This window comes from Haemophilus parainfluenzae (assembly GCF_003252725.1).
In the GTDB taxonomy this organism is placed as follows: Bacteria; Pseudomonadota; Gammaproteobacteria; order Enterobacterales; family Pasteurellaceae; genus Haemophilus_D; species Haemophilus_D parainfluenzae_L.
The window spans coordinates 1-17,234 of the sequence record NZ_QEPO01000005.1; the positions used below are offsets into that span (position 1 = coordinate 1).

The window sequence follows — 17,234 nt, forward strand, 5'->3', positions numbered from 1 at the left end:
AAACCTATGCCATATAAAATAATCTTGATTTTACTCAAAATCATTTCGTGATTATCTAGACTAATAAAGTATTGTGAATTAGATATATTAGAAAAAAATACATTAGCTGTATAGAATAATAAAAATATAAATGTTAAAACTCTATTTTTAATATTCATCATATGTACCATCTAATATAACATTGTATAGTTTTCCTGAAGCCTTCCCATTATCAAAATTACCAAACTCAGTATAAAAATCAATCAATTTAATTTTAAACTCTTCATAATTAAATTCTGTAATATTATTTATTAATTCTTCATTCGTACTCGCTTTAGGGTAAGGCAAACCTTCGATAGGGTTATAAAAACTAAAATCCTTTTTATATGTATCTAAGTCAGGCATATATAAGAAACATGGTTTATATTGTAATGAGAAGTCCCAAGAAGATGAAGAATAATCAGTTATGAGTACATCCGAAGCTAATAATAAGTCTTGCATATCAGAGTATGAAGAGGCATCAATAATAGAACCATCTATTTCACTATCGTCAGTATTAAAATAATGACTTCTCACTAACAACACCCATTTACCACCAAATTTCTTTTCTAATGAACTCAAAGTACTAGAAATATCTAGTCCATATAATTCTTTTGCAAAATTTTCACGATAAGTAGGAGCATATAAAGCAATTTTTAAAGAAGAATCAATATCAAGCTCTTTTCTTACTTTAGAAATAATCTGACCTTTTAACAATTCATTTGCAAAAAAAATATCATTTCTAGGTAAACCTATTTCTAGATCGATTATATTATCTCCAAATGATATCTCCCTAATTTCTTTAAATTTTTGACAGCCACAAATTAAGTATCCAAATGAATGTCGCATTTTATAAAGCAGTTTATCTACTGGATGTGGCATAGTACATAATCCAACACATTTTAACGCACCGCTACCGTGCCACGTATTAATAAATATTTGTTTCTTTCTAGGTTTAATAAATGATGACCAAAAATCATTAAATATTAGAACTGAAGAAGAAATATAATAATAATAATATTTAATGCTATATACTCTAACTAGTTTAATATTTTTCTCTTGCAAATAAAGAAACTTTTCAGGCTCCTTAAATGCCCAAATAATTTCATATTCGTTAGTTTTGTTTAATATATATTCTGAAATAGCTTTGGGGTTGCAAGTATACCCTCTCCCCTCATATGCTCTAAACAATATTCTGTTCGATTTTAATGGAATTAAAAAAGATAAGAAATAAATAACACCCCTTAGCATTAATAAACTATAGACGACAACTGCTTTACAAGCATAGTAAATCAAAGGTGAGTTTTTCAAAAAAGATTTTATTAAACTTAACATACTTATTTCTCTAAATATTCTTTATAGCTAATTTCTGTATCAAAAATAATATTACCATGATAAGATGCTTCCTGCTGAGGAGTCATATAATCTCCAAAAGTAATTTTTAGTATAGTATCGTACCCGATAGGGCAAGCAACTTTAAGCCCCATAAAATCCTTTATAGTAACATCATTAAAACATTCTCTTGGCCAAATACATTTATCTCTATAATCAAAGGAAATTTCTCCTATAGGTAGATCCTTGTTATTATTATATCTAGAGCAAATATCTTCAAATAAATGAAACAATTTCTTATAATCAAATAACTTGAAGATGGGCATCACAAGATAATGAGCTAAACATTTCAATCTACTAGGGTTTTTTACAGGATTAATCATAATACCTGCTTTCAAAATAATGCTTAGAAGCTTTAATATATTTGAATGAAAATATCTTTTTATCTTATTCGCTGGTACTGAATCCAAGGGAAAGATATCAATAAAAATTCCTTGGTTAAAATATAGTCCTTTTTCATGACTAACAATAGCTGTTGTATTTGAATTTCTAATTTGTGCATGAGGTCTAACATAATTTTGTTCTGTATATGTAGTTTGAAAGAAAATAGGATCCGTAAATTCATATTTTGCAATTTCAAGCAATTTATTATAATCATCTCTAGGCATATCAATATCAATGTCATCGTCCCATGGAATAAATCCACTATGTCTAATTGCACCTAATAATGACCCTCCAGCCATATAATATTTCAGATTATATTTTTCACATACCGAAATAAATTTCTTAAGTAATTCTAATTCAGTTTTCCAAACTAATTTCATTTTTTCGTTAACATAAAATCCACAGATTTCTTCTGCGTGTAGAGATTCAATTACCATATATTATTCTCGTTAAAATTTTTTCACATTATAGTTAGATAAAAATAAATCGATCACTTTAGTCTCAGCTAACATTTCATTATAATTCAATAAATTGTTCTGCACCGCATTAGTTTGAATAGTTCTAATAAATTCAACTAATTCATATCTTAACCCTTCACCTTCAAACTTATAAAAGTACTTACTATTATTATTTATATTCTCATAGCATACTTCAAAAAATTCTGTTTTCCACCATGGCGCAGGGACATATATATATCCCTTAGTCCCAGCAATAATTAAATTACTTTCTGCTTTAGCTTTAATAGCAACTGTTGCACTAGCTATAGAATTAGAGTAACGTAAGTCTATTTTAGTAAAAATATCAATATTATTTTCAAAATGTGATGTAAATGAAATATCTTCATAATTTATTCCTAGTAATTTAAATATAATAAGCAAAGGATAAGAAACTAACGATTCAATACTCCCACCAGAAATACGAATTTGTTCATTAAATAGGTCATCTTCAAGAACTTGTGTAAACCTAGCTTCAATATTTAATATATTTCCAATAACTCCACTTTTAACCAATGAAATCATTTTCGTAAATGCTGGGCAATATGCCGTTTTTAAGCCCTCCATCAACACTAAATTACGTGCATTAGCAAGTTCAATTAGCTCTTTTGCATTATCATAGTTATTTGAAAAAGGAAATTCTGTAAGAACATGTTTACCATTGAGTAACGATTCTTTTATATGTTTATATCTATATTTTAAAGGTACATTAACATAAACGGCATCACTCTGAGAGAAAAACTCATTTAGACTATTATATTCATATAACTCTTTACATTTTTCAGAAGAAACTGGACCTGCATAATAAACACCTGTTATGCTAACACCACTAATAAAGCTAACTTCGGATAAAAATCTATCAACAATTTTCTCTCCACCTATAATACCCAATTTTAGTGAATGAGTATTTCTAATTTGGGTACTTGAGATGCCTTTAGTTCTTTTAGAATAAATAACCTCACAGTATTCTCGTAAATAATCAAAATAACCTACCCAATCAGAACCGACAGTAAAAATATCAATACCATACTTCTTAATATCATCTATTTTCTGTCCAAAATATTCTTCAATAACAATCTCGTCCGCAAGCCCAGTCTCCTGAACATTAGAGATCCTGGTCATTAGTGAATCATGAACATTATACTTACCACGGCATTTATCAAAATAATCAGACGTGATACCAACAATTAAATAATCACCCAACAATTTTGCTTGCTTAAGTAAATTTAAATGCCCTTCATGAAATAAATCAAATGTTCCATAGGTTATAACTTTTTTCATTTCATCTTATTCCCTAAGATATATTTTTAAGAATTTCTTTTATAGCTGAAACTAATTTCTCATTATCATTTACTGTCGTATTTCCTATATGAGCAACTCTAATAGAATATTCTTTATTTTTCCCTCCTGTAGGGTTTACCATCATTTGATATTCATTTTTTAATGTAGTAAATACTTTAGTTGCAATTGGCTTCTCAAAAATTACCGGAGTAATAGCATTACTTAATGGAAATTTAGGAATTGAAACTGGCAAATCCTTTATTCTATTTCTAAAATCCAGAGCAACAGTTTTAATATTATTCAAATACTTATCAATACCAATAGAATCAACTATAGCTAATGCCTTATGCATCTCCAAACAAATACCTACACAAGGAGTAAACGGAGTTTGTCCTCTTTCAAAATCAGCAATGTATTCCTTAAAATTAAAATAAAGAGATTTAACATTATTAACTAATATTCTATCAGTAACAATCCTATCACTAAGTACCACAATAGATAGTCCTGGAGCAATACATAAGCCTTTTTGAGAGCTAATAATCGTTATATCAATATCATATTTACTCATATCATATCGATCACATAAGAAAGAGCTAATCGCATCAACAATTAAATACATTCCTTTTCTTTTACAAAATTGCGAAAGTAACTCTATGTCATATAATTGACCAGTAGAAGTTTCATCAATATTTACAACTAAAGCATTGAACTCTATATTTTCATATTCTTCTAGATGTTTATATGTTAATTCCTCATTACCTCCGAGTTTTATCTCACAATAATCATACTCATGAATATCACAAATCTGACTAAATCTAGCTCCAAATGTACCTCCATTAATAACCAATAATTTATCTGTCGGTAATATACAATTCATTAACGCGGCTTCCATTGCAGCTGTACCTGAAGCGGTTAAATAAATAGATTTAGAATTTTCTCCCGAATTCATCAATTTTTTTATGAGCCTATCAGACTCCAACATAATATTTGAAAATTCATCGGTTCTAAAATAAGGTATTTGTTCACCTGCAACTTTCTTGATTTCAGGCAACATTTCTACTGGACCAATTGTGAATAATTTCATTTTATATTCCTCTATTAAAAACTTTTTTCGTATTTCTTACCAAAGAACTTAGCCATTAAAAATGCAGTTCCTTTCTTCAACCAATTAATTTTCTCACCATAAACAAATGGAATTGCTTTCACTTTTAATAGTTTAGATTGAGAATATTGTTTTAACCAAACGTTAAATAACAACTCACTGACACGTCCATAAAAACGAGCGTGAAATACTGAATATTGTTCCGCAGGAATACGTTTTTCTAATTCAAATAAAATGGGGAATAGCCAACTGCAATAATCATTCACTAATTCTTTAGACATTATGAACATGTTAAACATATAGCCGCCACGCTGTTTCATTACCGCATCAAAACTTCCTAAAAACTCACCGCACTTTTCGGCAATAATTTCACGAGTTATATCTAAATGCTCGGCATGTAAGGTATTCGCATAATGCGAATAAAGCGTTTCAATGTAATAATTGCGTTTACTTGGTACGATTACATCATATTGGCTTAATAATTGACTCGCTTCTTCGCGTGTTAAATAGAGTGTTTCTAACGGATTCTTTTTACGCTCTGCACGGCTTTTTACACTAAAAAAACGGCGATAATGAATTAAACCTAAATAATCATTAGGTAAATTTTTCCACGCCCAATAAAGCCCTGTTAGCTCACAAAAATTAGGATTTTTAGCTGAGATATTATCACCAGTATCATCGCCTTGATAACCAAGTTCCTCTTTCCCTAATTTACCTACATGTAATGGCAGATACATATCATCTGATGGCATAAAATGTTGCTTGTGTGTAGCTATAATAATTTTAATATCTTTCATATTTATGCCTTATTTGAAAATACTTCTCTAGCTAAAATGATTAATGATGAAAGTACTACACCAAAAACAAATCCTACAATAAGTAAAATCAATCGCTTAGGCCAATCACGTTGAACGGGATAGTCTGGAGAACTCAAATAATAATAACTTTTTACTTCTCCAATATTATCTAAACTAGGCTCCAATTTTGTTAATTTTGTTAACTGTCTTTCTGTACTATAATAATCTACTGGATAAACAATTTCTGTATTCTTTGCAATATCTAGTTGCGCTTGTAAATATTTCTCTCCCAACATAAATAGGTAGGTCCCATCAGCTAATTTAGAGTCAGAGATATTTAAACGTCCCTCACCTAACATATATTCAGGAACCGATAAACTATTTGTATTTGCTTTAGAAAAGTCTGTAATTCCTGCTTTCTTCGCGATATTTAAAGCCTTAGTTAAATTCTCTACTTGAACCTTTTTAGCCTCAGTTAAGCTTTCTTCAATTTGTAATTTAGTAAACTTTAAAGCATCTAAGCGTAAATTAAACCCGAGCTTAAATTCTTTATTAGTTTGATTTAAGACATATTTATTCACAAAATTAATATAATCAATCAATACTGATTGAGCTAATTTAGGCGTTTCAGCTGAAAAAGTAAGCTTTAATCCAATTTTATCTAATTCAGTCAAATCCTTCTTCTTTGGATCAACTTCATGAACTACGAGATAGTTTGAAATTGCAGTCTCAATGTAATTATCTCTTTGTTCATCTGTCATTTCTTTAGTGTAATCTTTAACTAAAGTCGATTGTGACAAAAACTCTCTTTTTAAATCACTTGATAAAAGAAAATGTTTAAATTGTTCATAAAGAGAATTTGATAATTTACCAGTTGAAAATTCACTATCACCCACAATACGAGCATATTCTGCACGCACGGGCAAAAGACTTCCTAAATCAGTTGAGCGGGGAGCAGCAACAATAGCTGTAGATGTCCATTGCTCTTTAGCTGTAAAGGCATAGCCTGCTGCGATGATAGTAAAAACGAAAGCAGACAAAATAATCCATAGTTTTTTCTTCCATAAGGTTCTTATTAATTCAATTAAGTCAACCTCATCAGTTTCATTTATTTTTTGCGAATAAACATTAGCCATCATCAATTCCTTTAAGTACTTCGACATGTTATAGACTACCCCATTCTACCTAAATTCCCCTACTCTAACAAGGGAACTAGTCTCTACTCCATTTTATACTTCATTTATGTTAATAATAAAATACATTTATTTAATAAAATAAAAAGGTATCATCAAAATTTGATAATACCTTTTATAAATAGAATCAGTTAATTATACGCGCACTAGGCATAATACATCTCAAACTCAACAGGATGTGGTGTCATATTTAAACGCTCTACTTCTTTACGTTTAATATTAATAAATGCTTCGATAAAGTCTTTCGTAAACACACCACCTTGCGTTAAGAATTCATAGTCTTTTTCTAATGAATTCAATGCTTCTTCTAGCGAGCTCGCGACTGCTGGAATATCTTTTAATTCTTCCGGTGGAAGATCGTAAAGATTTTTATCCATTGCATCACCTGGGTGAATTTTGTTCACTACGCCATCAAGGCCCGCCATTAATAATGCAGCAAATGCAAGATATGGGTTTGCCATTGGATCTGGGAAACGCGCTTCAATACGGATTGCTTTCGGGCTAGTTACTGCCGGAATACGAATTGAAGCTGAACGGTTACTTGCAGAGTAAGCCAACAATACTGGTGCTTCAAAACCAGGCACTAAACGTTTGTATGAGTTAGTACTTGGATTAGTGAATGCATTTAATGCTTTTGCATGCTTAATGATACCGCCGATATAATAAAGTGCGGTTTCAGAAAGGCCTGCATATTTATCACCTTGGAAAATGTTTTTGCCATCTTTGCTTAATGACATATTACAGTGCATACCTGAACCATTATCACCCGTAATTGGTTTCGGCATAAAGCAAGCGGTTTTACCATGTTCTAATGCAACGTTTTGCACCACATATTTATAGATTTGTGTTTCATCTGCTTTTAAGGTTAAGCTGTTGAATTTCGTTGCAATTTCGTTTTGGCCCGCGGTTGCCACTTCATGGTGATGAGCTTCGATGACTAAGCCCATTTCTTCTAAAATTAAACACATTTCAGAACGAATATCATGAGCTGTATCAATTGGTGCCACCGCACAATAACCACCTTTCTTCAATGGACGATAAGCATTGTTACCGCCTTCATATTTTTTATTGGTGTTCCAAGCGGCTTCAATGTCATCAATGGCGAAAGAAGCACGGTTCATTGATACATCAAAACGCACATCATCAAATAAGAAGAACTCAGGTTCTGGACCAAAGAATGCCTGATCTGCAACGCCTGTTGAACGCATATAGTTTTCTGCGCGAATAGCGATTGAACGCGGATCACGATCATAGCTTTGCATGGTTGTTGGCTCATAAACGCTACAACGAATTGAAAGTGTTGGGATCTGCGCAAATGGATCGACTACTGCAGTTTCAGCAATTGGCATTAAAAGCATATCGGCTTTGTTAATGGTTTTCCAACCTTCAACAGAAGAGCCATCGAACATTTTGCCATCTTCAAACATATCTTCATCGACAAGGCTAACCGGGATAGAAACACCGTGTTCTTTACCTTTAATGTCAGTGAAACGAAGTAGTGCGAATTTAATATCGTTCTCTTCGATCAGTTTGAATACGTTGGCAATTGCATTTGCATTTGGCATAAGGAGTCCTCTATTTTGCTATGTGTATAATCTTTAATAAAATTAAAGGAGCATTATAACGCAATCGCTTGCTTTTTTCATAAGATTTATTTTATGCCCTAGCATAGCAGAGCAGCGAAATATCGTGTATAATTTTTGCCCTTTCGAGATTCTCGTAGAGTGGGTTTACTCACTAATTCAAACTACTTGGACTATTCGGTGGCATAAAAATTCCACCCTACAAAACTTAAACATTAAGAACGTAATAAATGAAAAACGACATTGATATTAATAAATTGCGCAATATCGCAATTATCGCTCACGTTGACCATGGTAAAACCACCCTCGTTGACAAACTCCTTCAACAATCTGGTACATTTGAATCAACTCGTGGTGATGTTGATGAACGCGTAATGGACTCAAACGATCTTGAAAAAGAACGTGGTATTACCATTCTTGCAAAAAATACTGCAATTAACTGGAATGGTTATCGCATTAACATCGTAGATACCCCAGGACACGCCGACTTCGGTGGTGAAGTAGAACGTGTGCTTTCTATGGTGGATTCTGTACTTTTAGTCGTAGATGCTTTTGACGGCCCAATGCCACAAACGCGTTTCGTAACCCAAAAAGCCTTTGCTCACGGTTTAAAACCAATCGTAGTTATCAACAAAGTTGACCGCCCAGGCGCTCGTCCTGACTGGGTGGTGGATCAAGTTTTTGATTTATTCGTTAACCTTGGTGCAACCGATGAGCAATTAGACTTCCCTATTATCTATGCATCTGCATTAAATGGTGTCGCAGGTCTTGAACACGAAGAATTAGCGGAAGACATGACCCCATTATTTGAAGCGATCGTTCAACACGTTGAACCGCCAAAAGTGGAACTTGATGCCCCATTCCAAATGCAAATCTCACAATTAGACTATAACAGCTATGTGGGTGTTATCGGTATCGGTCGTATCAAACGTGGTGCAATCAAACCAAATCAACCTGTGACTATCATTGATGGCGAAGGTAAAACTCGTCAAGGCCGTGTAGGTCAAGTGTTAGGTCACCTTGGTTTACAACGTTATGAAGAAGATGTTGCTTACGCAGGTGATATCATCGCGATTACCGGTTTAGGTGAATTAAATATCTCGGATACTATTTGTGATATCAACGCCGTTGAAGCCTTACCTTCATTAACCGTTGATGAACCAACTGTCACCATGTTCTTCTGTGTAAATACTTCTCCTTTTGCGGGGCAAGAAGGTAAATATGTGACTTCTCGTCAAATTCTTGAACGTTTAAACAAAGAATTAGTTCACAACGTGGCATTACGCGTAGAAGAAACACCAAACCCAGATGAATTCCGTGTTTCTGGCCGTGGTGAATTACACCTTTCTGTATTAATTGAAAATATGCGTCGTGAAGGTTATGAGCTTGCGGTTTCTCGTCCTAAAGTAATCTACCGTGAAATCAACGGCAAAAAACAAGAGCCTTACGAACAAGTGACTATCGACGTAGAAGAACAACACCAAGGTTCTGTCATGGAAGCATTAGGTATCCGTAAAGGTGAAGTTCGCGATATGATGCCGGATGGCAAAGGCCGTGTGCGTTTAGAATACATCATCCCGAGCCGTGGCTTAATCGGTTTCCGTGGTGAATTCATGACTATGACGTCAGGTACTGGTTTACTTTACTCTAGTTTCGATCACTACGATGACATCAAACCAGGTGAAATCGGCCAACGTAAAAACGGTGTATTAATTTCTAACGCGACAGGTAAAGCATTAGCTTATGCACTATTTGGTTTACAAGAGCGTGGTAAATTAATGATCGAAGCCAACGTAGAAGTTTACGAAGGTCAAATCATCGGTATTCACAGCCGTACAAACGACTTAACCGTTAACTGTTTACAAGGTAAAAAACTCACCAATATGCGTGCATCAGGTAAAGATGATGCCATCGTCTTAACCACGCCGGTGAAATTTACACTTGAACAAGCCATCGAGTTTATCGATGACGACGAGTTAGTGGAAGTAACACCTGAATCGATCCGTATCCGTAAAAAACTCTTAACGGAAAACGATCGTAAACGTGCAAACCGTACAACAACCAGTACGAGCACACACTAATTAAAAACGTGCGGAAATTTGACCGCACTTTTAAACAAAAAAGGCGAACATCATGTTCGCCTTTTTTATTTCATGATTAAAACTAGCCTAATCTGACTTTCTCGCCACCGAATTCATCAAGCAAGTTTTCTGTCAGTTTAGATAAAATGCCCGTCATTAATACAAAATCAGCATCAAAGCGTTGTGCATAATCTTCTTTTAAAATATCGGCATTTTTCTCACGCACCGTATCAGCAAATTTTAAACGTTTGAGCGTACAATCTTCATTAAACACAAAAGTCAGCGTATCTTCCCATTCCAATGCAAGCTTGCTCACCACTTTTTTTCCATCTTGTAAAAGCGCGAGAATCTCTTCATTTTCTAAAGGCTGTTTTTTACATCGAATCACGCTGTCTTCTTGGCTTCCACGCAGTTCAGCTTCTTCTAATGCCACCAACCAATGCGGGATTTTTTCCTGCACAATCCAATCCGTTAAAATGGTCGAAGGTTCATTTGCAAAAGCTAAGGGTACAACGGGTAACGAACCAAGTGATTTACGTAATAACGCCAAGGCATCTTCTGCTCGTTTACTGGATGCCGCATCGACATGCACAAGGTTGTTCTCCGTATCAATCCATACAGAAGTTTGCTGATTTTTAGTGAATGCGCGTGGCAATAAATTCATCACCACATCATCTTTTAACGTTTGTTTTTCCGTTTTCTTCAATTTACGGTTTTCTTTTTGCTCCAGGCTTTCAATGCGTTCATCTAATTCACGTTTTACCACATTCGCCGGCAACATTTTCTCTTCTTTTTTCGCAACCAATAAAATGTATTTACCAACAGAAAAATGCAATAATTCGCTATCTTTCAAGGGATTCGTCCAACCGAATTTACTTTGATCTTGTGAGCCACAAGGATGAAATTCACAATCTGACAACTGGCGTTGTAATTCATTAAGATCCCAATCTAAGGGCTTCGTCAGCCTATATGACATTAAATTTTTAAACCACATCGTAACACTTCCTTCATAATAGGGTAAAATACGCGACATTGTAGCCCATAAACTCACGGGAAAAAATGATGCAACAGAAATTAATTGCCTTCATCGGTGGTGGCAATATGGCGCAAGCCATTGTGCTCGGCATATTAAAACAAGGTTATCCTGCCGATAAAATTATTGTTAATGATCCTAATGAAGACAAACGTGCTTTTTTTGCTCAATACGGCGTCTCGGTTTCTACGGATAACGAGCAATCCATCACACAATCTCAAGTTGTCTTATTTGCGGTAAAACCACAAGTGCTAGCCGATGTTTGCAAGCCATTAAGTGCGGTTGATTTTTCTGATAAATTAATCATTTCTATTGCAGCAGGGATTTCGACTGCCCGATTAGCTGAACTCCTTCCAACGGCAAAATCCATTGTTCGCGTGATGCCAAACACACCTGCATTAGTGGGTGAAGGCATGGCAGGCTTATTTGCTGATAAAAACATACCTGAAATTGACCGCACTTTTGCGGAAGATTTACTTTCAGCTGTAGGGAAAACCACTTGGGTGACGAATGAAGATCACATGCATGCGGTCACCGCGGCATCTGGCAGTAGCCCGGCTTACTTCTTCCAATTTTTAGAAGCCATGCAACAAGGCTTAATAGAAATGGGTTTAGACGAAAACCAATCTCGTGCGTTGGTACAACAAGCCATGTTAGGCTCGGCGAAGCTGGTGATTGAAAATCCACAGACAGCTCTTTCGACTTTACGAGAAAATGTCACCTCAAAAGGCGGTACCACCGCAGCCGCGTTGAATGTGTTCAATCAACACCAATTTAACGACATCATTAAACAAGCGATGCAGGCCTGTGTGGCACGCTCACAAGAAATGGAAAAATTATTCTAATGCAAGTTCGTCCTTTTACTTGGCTCGCCTTGAGCTTTTTTGGCTACTACTGCGCCTACGGTGTGTTTCTTCCTCTGTTCCCAGCATGGTTGAAAACGCAATCTTATAGCGAAGAAAGCATCGGCTTATTGCTTGCCTGTGCCTACATTTTCCGTTTCAGCGGTGGTATTTTATTTTCCGGCTTAATCAAACGCGTATCTCTCTTAGTAAATGGCTTACGTTATTTAGGTGTGGCCAGTGCCATTACAATGGCGTTAATTGGACTGATGTCGCACAATTTCTGGCTATTATTTATTGGACTTGCGTTGTATTCCATGGTGAATGCGGCCGGTATGCCGATTGGTGATAGCCTTGCCAGTACATGGCAACAACAAATTCATTTAGATTACGGCAAAGCACGCTTAATTGGCTCCTTTGCGTTCGTTGTTGGTGTGATGGTATTCGGTTATTTTGTTGGACTCGTGGGTGAGCAATATATTACTTGGATGATCACGGGCATACTCGTTTTCTATAGTATTGTTCAGTTACTTCATCCAAACCCAATGCCACAGGACGAACCACAAAGTGCGGTCGAAAATTCCGTTGGATTTTTAGACTTACTGAAAAATAAAACGACCCTTCGTTTGTTTATTGCGATTTCACTGATTCAAGGATCGCATGCCGCTTATTACTCATATAGCACTATTTTTTGGACAAATCATGGCCACTCCGTTTCCGATGCAGGTTTATTTTGGGGAATCAGTGTATTAGCTGAAATCGTGGTCTTTTTCTTCTCTACTCGATTATTCAAAAACTGGACCATTACAGCCCTTTTCTATCTCACCGGTATTGCGGCTATCGTGCGTTGGCTCGCTTTCGGTTATGCCGATACCTTTGTTGAGATTGTCTTACTGCAATGTTTTCACAGTCTTACTTATGTCGTCGGTCATTACGCAACTGTGCGTTACATCACCACACAACCACAAACCCATATTGCGAAATTACAAGGCTTATACAATGCCTTGGCGGGATGTGCAGCCATTGCGATTTTCACTGCGCTTTCTGGCGTACTTTATCCAATTTCGCCAGTTTATGCCTTTAGTTTAATGGCCGCCTTTGCCTTCGTTGGCTTATTTATCACCCCACGTGGCGTGAAAGCCTTTTTGGTACATAGAGTGTAAACATGAATAATCTCACGCTAGTCGATTTGTTCTTGAATGAATATTGGATCGAAAAAGGATTGTCTGAAAACACCGTGCAGTCTTATCGTCTCGATTTGACCGCACTATGTGATTGGTTGGATAAACAAAATTTATCCCTCGAAACCCTCGAGCCATTAGATCTACAGCAATTTCTAGGTAGCCGTTTAGAACAAGGCTATAAAGCGACTAGCACCGCACGAATGCTAAGTGCGATGCGGAAATTATTCCAATATTTATACCGTGAAAAATATCGTACAGATGATCCCAGTGCCGTACTGAGCTCGCCTAAATTACCAAGCCGTTTGCCTAAGTATTTAACCGAGCAACAAGTCACAGATTTATTAAATACACCAGATGTAGAAATTCCGCTTGAGTTACGCGATAAAGCCATGTTGGAATTGCTGTACGCTACGGGATTGCGTGTGACAGAGTTGGTCACCCTCACCATTGAAAATATGAATTTACAACAAGGTGTCGTGCGTGTGATTGGCAAAGGCAACAAGGAACGTATTGTACCAATGGGAGAAGAGGCCGCGTTTTGGGTGCGACAATTCGTACTTTACGGTCGTCCTATTTTGCTTAATGGACAAAGTTCAGATGTGGTCTTTCCAAGTCAACGAGCTCAGCAAATGACTCGCCAAACCTTTTGGCATCGTATAAAGCATTATGCGGTGTTAGCGGGAATCGATACGGATGCCCTTTCACCGCACGTTCTCCGTCATGCCTTTGCGACACATTTAGTGAACCACGGTGCGGATCTCCGTGTTGTGCAAATGCTCCTCGGACATAGCGATCTCTCCACTACGCAAATCTATACTCATGTGGCTAAAGAACGCTTGAAACACCTTCATGAAAGATTTCATCCGAGAGGATAAGATCAAAAAGTGCGGTCAAATTTATCGTTATTTTTGACCGCACTTTAGTATGAAAAAGCTTATTTCAATGACAGCAATCTTGCCACATTTTGAGCTGTTGAAACTAAATTCTGCTCACCTTGCTTGAGAATTGTCGGTAAATCACCCAGATTACGGATAATTGGGAACACCGCATCAATGCCATGTTTATACACCACTTCATAATCCTCACGTAAACAACCTACGATTGCGATGATTGGCTTATTAAATTGTTTCGCCGTGCGCGCCACACCGATTGGGGTCTTACCTAAGATACTTTGTGCATCCATACGGCCTTCACCGGTAATGACTAAATTAGCGTCTTTAACTTGCTCAGCGAGTTTCAAATTATCTAACACGATCTGTACACCGGCTTTGAGCTGCACATTGGGTAAGAGCAATAAACCTCCGCCCATACCACCTGCTGCCCCTGCGCCTGGTTGTTCTTGAATTTGTTTACCACAATCCCGCTCGGCAATTTTAGCAAAATGAGCTAATGCCTCATCCAGTTCTTTCACCATCTCAGGCGTTGCACCTTTTTGTGGACCAAAAATCGCAGAGGCACCTCGTTCACCACAAAGTGGATTATTCACGTCACAAGCTACTTCGATTTGCACGTATTGCAATCGAGGATCTAAATCAGTCATTTGAATTTCAGCAATTTTAGATAATTCTGCGCCACCAAAGCCAATGGATTGACCATTTTTATCCAATAAACGTAAGCCTAATGCTTGCAGCATACCCGCGCCACCATCATTTGTGGCACTCCCGCCAATTCCTAAAATGATATGTTGAACACCAAGGTCAAGGGCTTGCTTAATTAGCTCCCCTGTACCAAAACTGGTGGTTTGACAAGGATTGCGTTTATCTATCGGGACAAGATGCAATCCCGATGCGGCTGCCATTTCGATAATCGCCGTTTTACCCTCACCCGATAAACCGAAAAAGCTTTTTACTTGATTGCCTAAGGGGGCAGTGACTTCCGTTTCAATCAATCGACCTTGAGTTGCATCTACCAAGGATTGCACGGTACCTTCACCACCATCCGCCATTGGTAATTTCACATATTCGGCATTCGGAAAAATACGTTTAAAGCCTGTTTCAATCGCATTAGCCACTTCAAGTGCGGTTAAGCTTTCTTTAAATGAATCAGGCGCAATGACAATTTTCATATTCTCTCCTTAAACTAACTAAATACACCAAAAATTAAGGTGGACACAATGGTCATAATTAACCCCACTGCACTTTCATAAGGAATCAATTTTAAGCGTTCTTTCATGTCCATATTTACGCTACCACCAGTTGCATGGAAGAAAGAACCATGTGGCATATGATCGAAAACTGTCGCACCCGCATGAATCATCGCGGCACCTGCCAGACTACTCACCCCCAACTCTAATAGCGTTGAACTAAACACATTCGAAGCAACCGCTGTCCCTGCAGTTGTTGATGCTGTGGCAAGCGACATGAGTGCACCTGAAATTGGCGCCAGGATATAAGAAGGTAAGCCAGAATGTTTTAAGCCTTCAATGAGCACATCTTTCATACCGGAATTAGCAATAATACCGGCTAAAGCCCCCGTACCAAGTAGCATAATTGCCACCGGAGCCATTTTCCCTAAACCGCTAATCGCATAGTTATTGGCTTGACGAAGCTTGCCCATACATAATGCGCCAATCAGACCACCAAGTGGTAAAGCGATTAAAGGATCGACTTTAATATCGACTAACGGACGAAGTGCCAGTAAGAAGATGGCAACCAAAGGTGCCACAAGTGCGGTCAAAAATGAGGGTAGATTCTGTGTTTCCACTGCGACAACCTCTTGGGATGAAACGCGCGAACCTTTGTTTCTTAAACGTTTTGCTAAAAAATACGTCAATATTAAGCCAAAAATAGCGGGGATAATCCCTGCCATCATCACTGACGTTAAAGGAAGATGGAATGTGTCTGCCGCCGCGATTGCATTGGGATTGGGAGACATTAAGTTTCCTGCTTTTCCCCCACCAATCATCGCTAAGAGAATAGCGGGTTTTGATAAGTCAGTACGACGAGCAAGTGCTAAGGCGATTGGAGAGACCGTAATCACGGCAACATCAATAAATACACCAACGGCGGTTAAAATTAATGTGGCCAACGCTAACGCTAATAATGCTCTTGTTTCACCTAACTTGTTTGTAATGGTTTCAGCAATGGTATTAGCCGCACCGGACTCAATCAGTACTCCCGCCAATACCCCTGCTGCGAGAATTCGCATGACTGCGGTAGTGATACCTTGAGCGCCTCCGATCATGAGACTCACGGTTTGAGATAAATCAGCGCCGCCAACTAATCCCCCGACTAAAGCCCCGACTAACATACCATAGGCTGGTGAGACTTTTTTCAAAATAAGGAAAATAGCGACAATGAGTGCAATGAGCGCACCTAAGGCTGAGACTGTTGGCATAGCGTCCTCCTGTTGATATGAATATGCAAAAATCTTTCTTATTTATATCAGCAAAAGCAGAGGAATAAAATCTTGTCCGACTTCCACCTACAAAAACGGCTTATGTAAAACACATAAGCCGAAATTGTTACTGAAAATTGACCGCACTTTAGAAAAATAAAATACTTCCCCAAACCACGACAACAATGCAAAGTGCAATGAATACCGCTGCTGAGCCTTGGTCTTTGGCTCTCCCTGAAAGTTCATGGCGTTCTGTGCCAATACGATCCACCACCGCTTCAACTGCACTATTTAACAGCTCTACTGCCATCACGAGTAAAACCGATGAAATCATCAAGGCAATTTCAATTTTAGTGTCACCCAGCCAAAAGGCGAGCGGAATCATAATACACGCAAGAAAACATTCGTGGCGAAATGCGGTTTCATTTTTGAATGCGCTTTTTAAGCCTTGCAAAGAATATTTTGTAGAGTTAATTAAATGGGTTAATCCCGTGGTTTTATACATAAAAGTTCC

At 37.0% G+C, this 17,234-nt stretch carries 15 protein-coding genes; 4 read left to right on the forward strand and 11 right to left on the reverse strand.

Annotated features, from left to right (window positions below; all coding sequences use genetic code 11):
• Positions 1 to 147: 147 nt before the first annotated feature.
• The 7 genes from DPV85_RS06815 to glnA form a co-directional block, all read right to left on the reverse strand.
• On the reverse strand, positions 148 to 1,353 hold the full coding sequence (locus DPV85_RS06815) for a CDP-glycerol glycerophosphotransferase family protein (RefSeq protein ID WP_111327504.1): 1,206 nt from the start codon (positions 1,351 to 1,353) through the stop codon (positions 148 to 150).
• 2 nt (positions 1,354 to 1,355) lie between these two features.
• Positions 1,356 to 2,231, reverse strand: a complete 876-nt coding sequence (locus DPV85_RS06820; RefSeq protein WP_111327505.1) for a LicD family protein — start codon at positions 2,229 to 2,231, stop codon at positions 1,356 to 1,358.
• A gap of 12 nt (positions 2,232 to 2,243) precedes the next feature.
• The gene (locus DPV85_RS06825) at positions 2,244 to 3,569 is read right to left on the reverse strand and encodes an adenylyltransferase/cytidyltransferase family protein (protein WP_111327506.1); all 1,326 of its coding nucleotides are present in this window, start codon (positions 3,567 to 3,569) and stop codon (positions 2,244 to 2,246) included.
• A 13-nt stretch (positions 3,570 to 3,582) separates the two neighbouring features.
• Positions 3,583 to 4,653 carry a pyridoxal-phosphate-dependent aminotransferase family protein gene (locus tag DPV85_RS06830; RefSeq protein WP_207798038.1) on the reverse strand — a complete coding sequence of 357 codons (1,071 nt, stop codon included), beginning with the start codon at positions 4,651 to 4,653 and terminating at the stop codon, positions 3,583 to 3,585.
• A gap of 14 nt (positions 4,654 to 4,667) precedes the next feature.
• Positions 4,668 to 5,468 (reverse strand): DUF4422 domain-containing protein, encoded by an 801-nt coding sequence (locus tag DPV85_RS06835; protein WP_207798039.1) that lies wholly within the window; start codon positions 5,466 to 5,468, stop codon positions 4,668 to 4,670.
• Between the two features lie 2 nt (positions 5,469 to 5,470).
• Positions 5,471 to 6,604, reverse strand: a complete 1,134-nt coding sequence (locus DPV85_RS06840; RefSeq protein ID WP_111327508.1) for an LPS O-antigen chain length determinant protein WzzB — start codon at positions 6,602 to 6,604, stop codon at positions 5,471 to 5,473.
• A 203-nt stretch (positions 6,605 to 6,807) separates the two neighbouring features.
• Positions 6,808 to 8,226: a glutamate--ammonia ligase gene (gene glnA, locus DPV85_RS06845; RefSeq protein ID WP_070868313.1), complete on the reverse strand. Its 1,419-nt coding sequence runs from the start codon at positions 8,224 to 8,226 to the stop codon at positions 6,808 to 6,810.
• A 248-nt stretch (positions 8,227 to 8,474) separates the two neighbouring features.
• Here glnA and typA point away from each other — a divergent pair, with 248 nt between their 5' ends.
• Positions 8,475 to 10,325 carry a translational GTPase TypA gene (gene typA, locus DPV85_RS06850; protein ID WP_049364789.1) on the forward strand — a complete coding sequence of 617 codons (1,851 nt, stop codon included), beginning with the start codon at positions 8,475 to 8,477 and terminating at the stop codon, positions 10,323 to 10,325.
• Between the two features lie 82 nt (positions 10,326 to 10,407).
• On the opposite strand, the gene rdgC is transcribed toward typA, so the two are convergent.
• Positions 10,408 to 11,319, reverse strand: coding sequence for a recombination-associated protein RdgC (gene rdgC, locus DPV85_RS06855; protein ID WP_111327509.1), 912 nt, complete (start codon positions 11,317 to 11,319; stop codon positions 10,408 to 10,410).
• Positions 11,320 to 11,387: 68 nt separating this feature from the next.
• Between rdgC and proC the strand changes: the two genes are divergently transcribed.
• From proC to xerD, 3 genes are read left to right on the forward strand one after another with little or no spacing between them, the layout of a single operon-like run.
• Entirely contained in the window at positions 11,388 to 12,203 is an 816-nt protein-coding gene (proC, locus tag DPV85_RS06860) for a pyrroline-5-carboxylate reductase (RefSeq protein WP_111327510.1), read from the forward strand.
• The gene (locus DPV85_RS06865; protein WP_111327511.1) at positions 12,203 to 13,363 is read left to right on the forward strand and encodes a 3-phenylpropionate MFS transporter; all 1,161 of its coding nucleotides are present in this window, start codon (positions 12,203 to 12,205) and stop codon (positions 13,361 to 13,363) included. The genes proC and DPV85_RS06865 overlap by 1 nt, the downstream gene beginning before the upstream one ends.
• A gap of 2 nt (positions 13,364 to 13,365) precedes the next feature.
• Positions 13,366 to 14,259 carry a site-specific tyrosine recombinase XerD gene (gene xerD / locus DPV85_RS06870; protein ID WP_005698164.1) on the forward strand — a complete coding sequence of 298 codons (894 nt, stop codon included), beginning with the start codon at positions 13,366 to 13,368 and terminating at the stop codon, positions 14,257 to 14,259.
• Between the two features lie 59 nt (positions 14,260 to 14,318).
• Here the strand turns inward: xerD and DPV85_RS06875 are convergent, their stop codons facing one another.
• The 3 genes from DPV85_RS06875 to DPV85_RS06885 form a co-directional block, all read right to left on the reverse strand.
• A complete protein-coding gene (locus tag DPV85_RS06875) occupies positions 14,319 to 15,449 on the reverse strand; it encodes a glycerate kinase (RefSeq protein WP_111327512.1) in 1,131 nt (376 codons plus the stop codon).
• Between the two features lie 14 nt (positions 15,450 to 15,463).
• Positions 15,464 to 16,720: a GntP family permease gene (locus tag DPV85_RS06880; protein ID WP_111327513.1), complete on the reverse strand. Its 1,257-nt coding sequence runs from the start codon at positions 16,718 to 16,720 to the stop codon at positions 15,464 to 15,466.
• 148 nt (positions 16,721 to 16,868) lie between these two features.
• Complete coding sequence (locus DPV85_RS06885) at positions 16,869 to 17,225, reverse strand: diacylglycerol kinase (protein WP_005698040.1); 357 nt, start codon at positions 17,223 to 17,225, stop codon at positions 16,869 to 16,871.
• Positions 17,226 to 17,234: the final 9 nt, after the last annotated feature.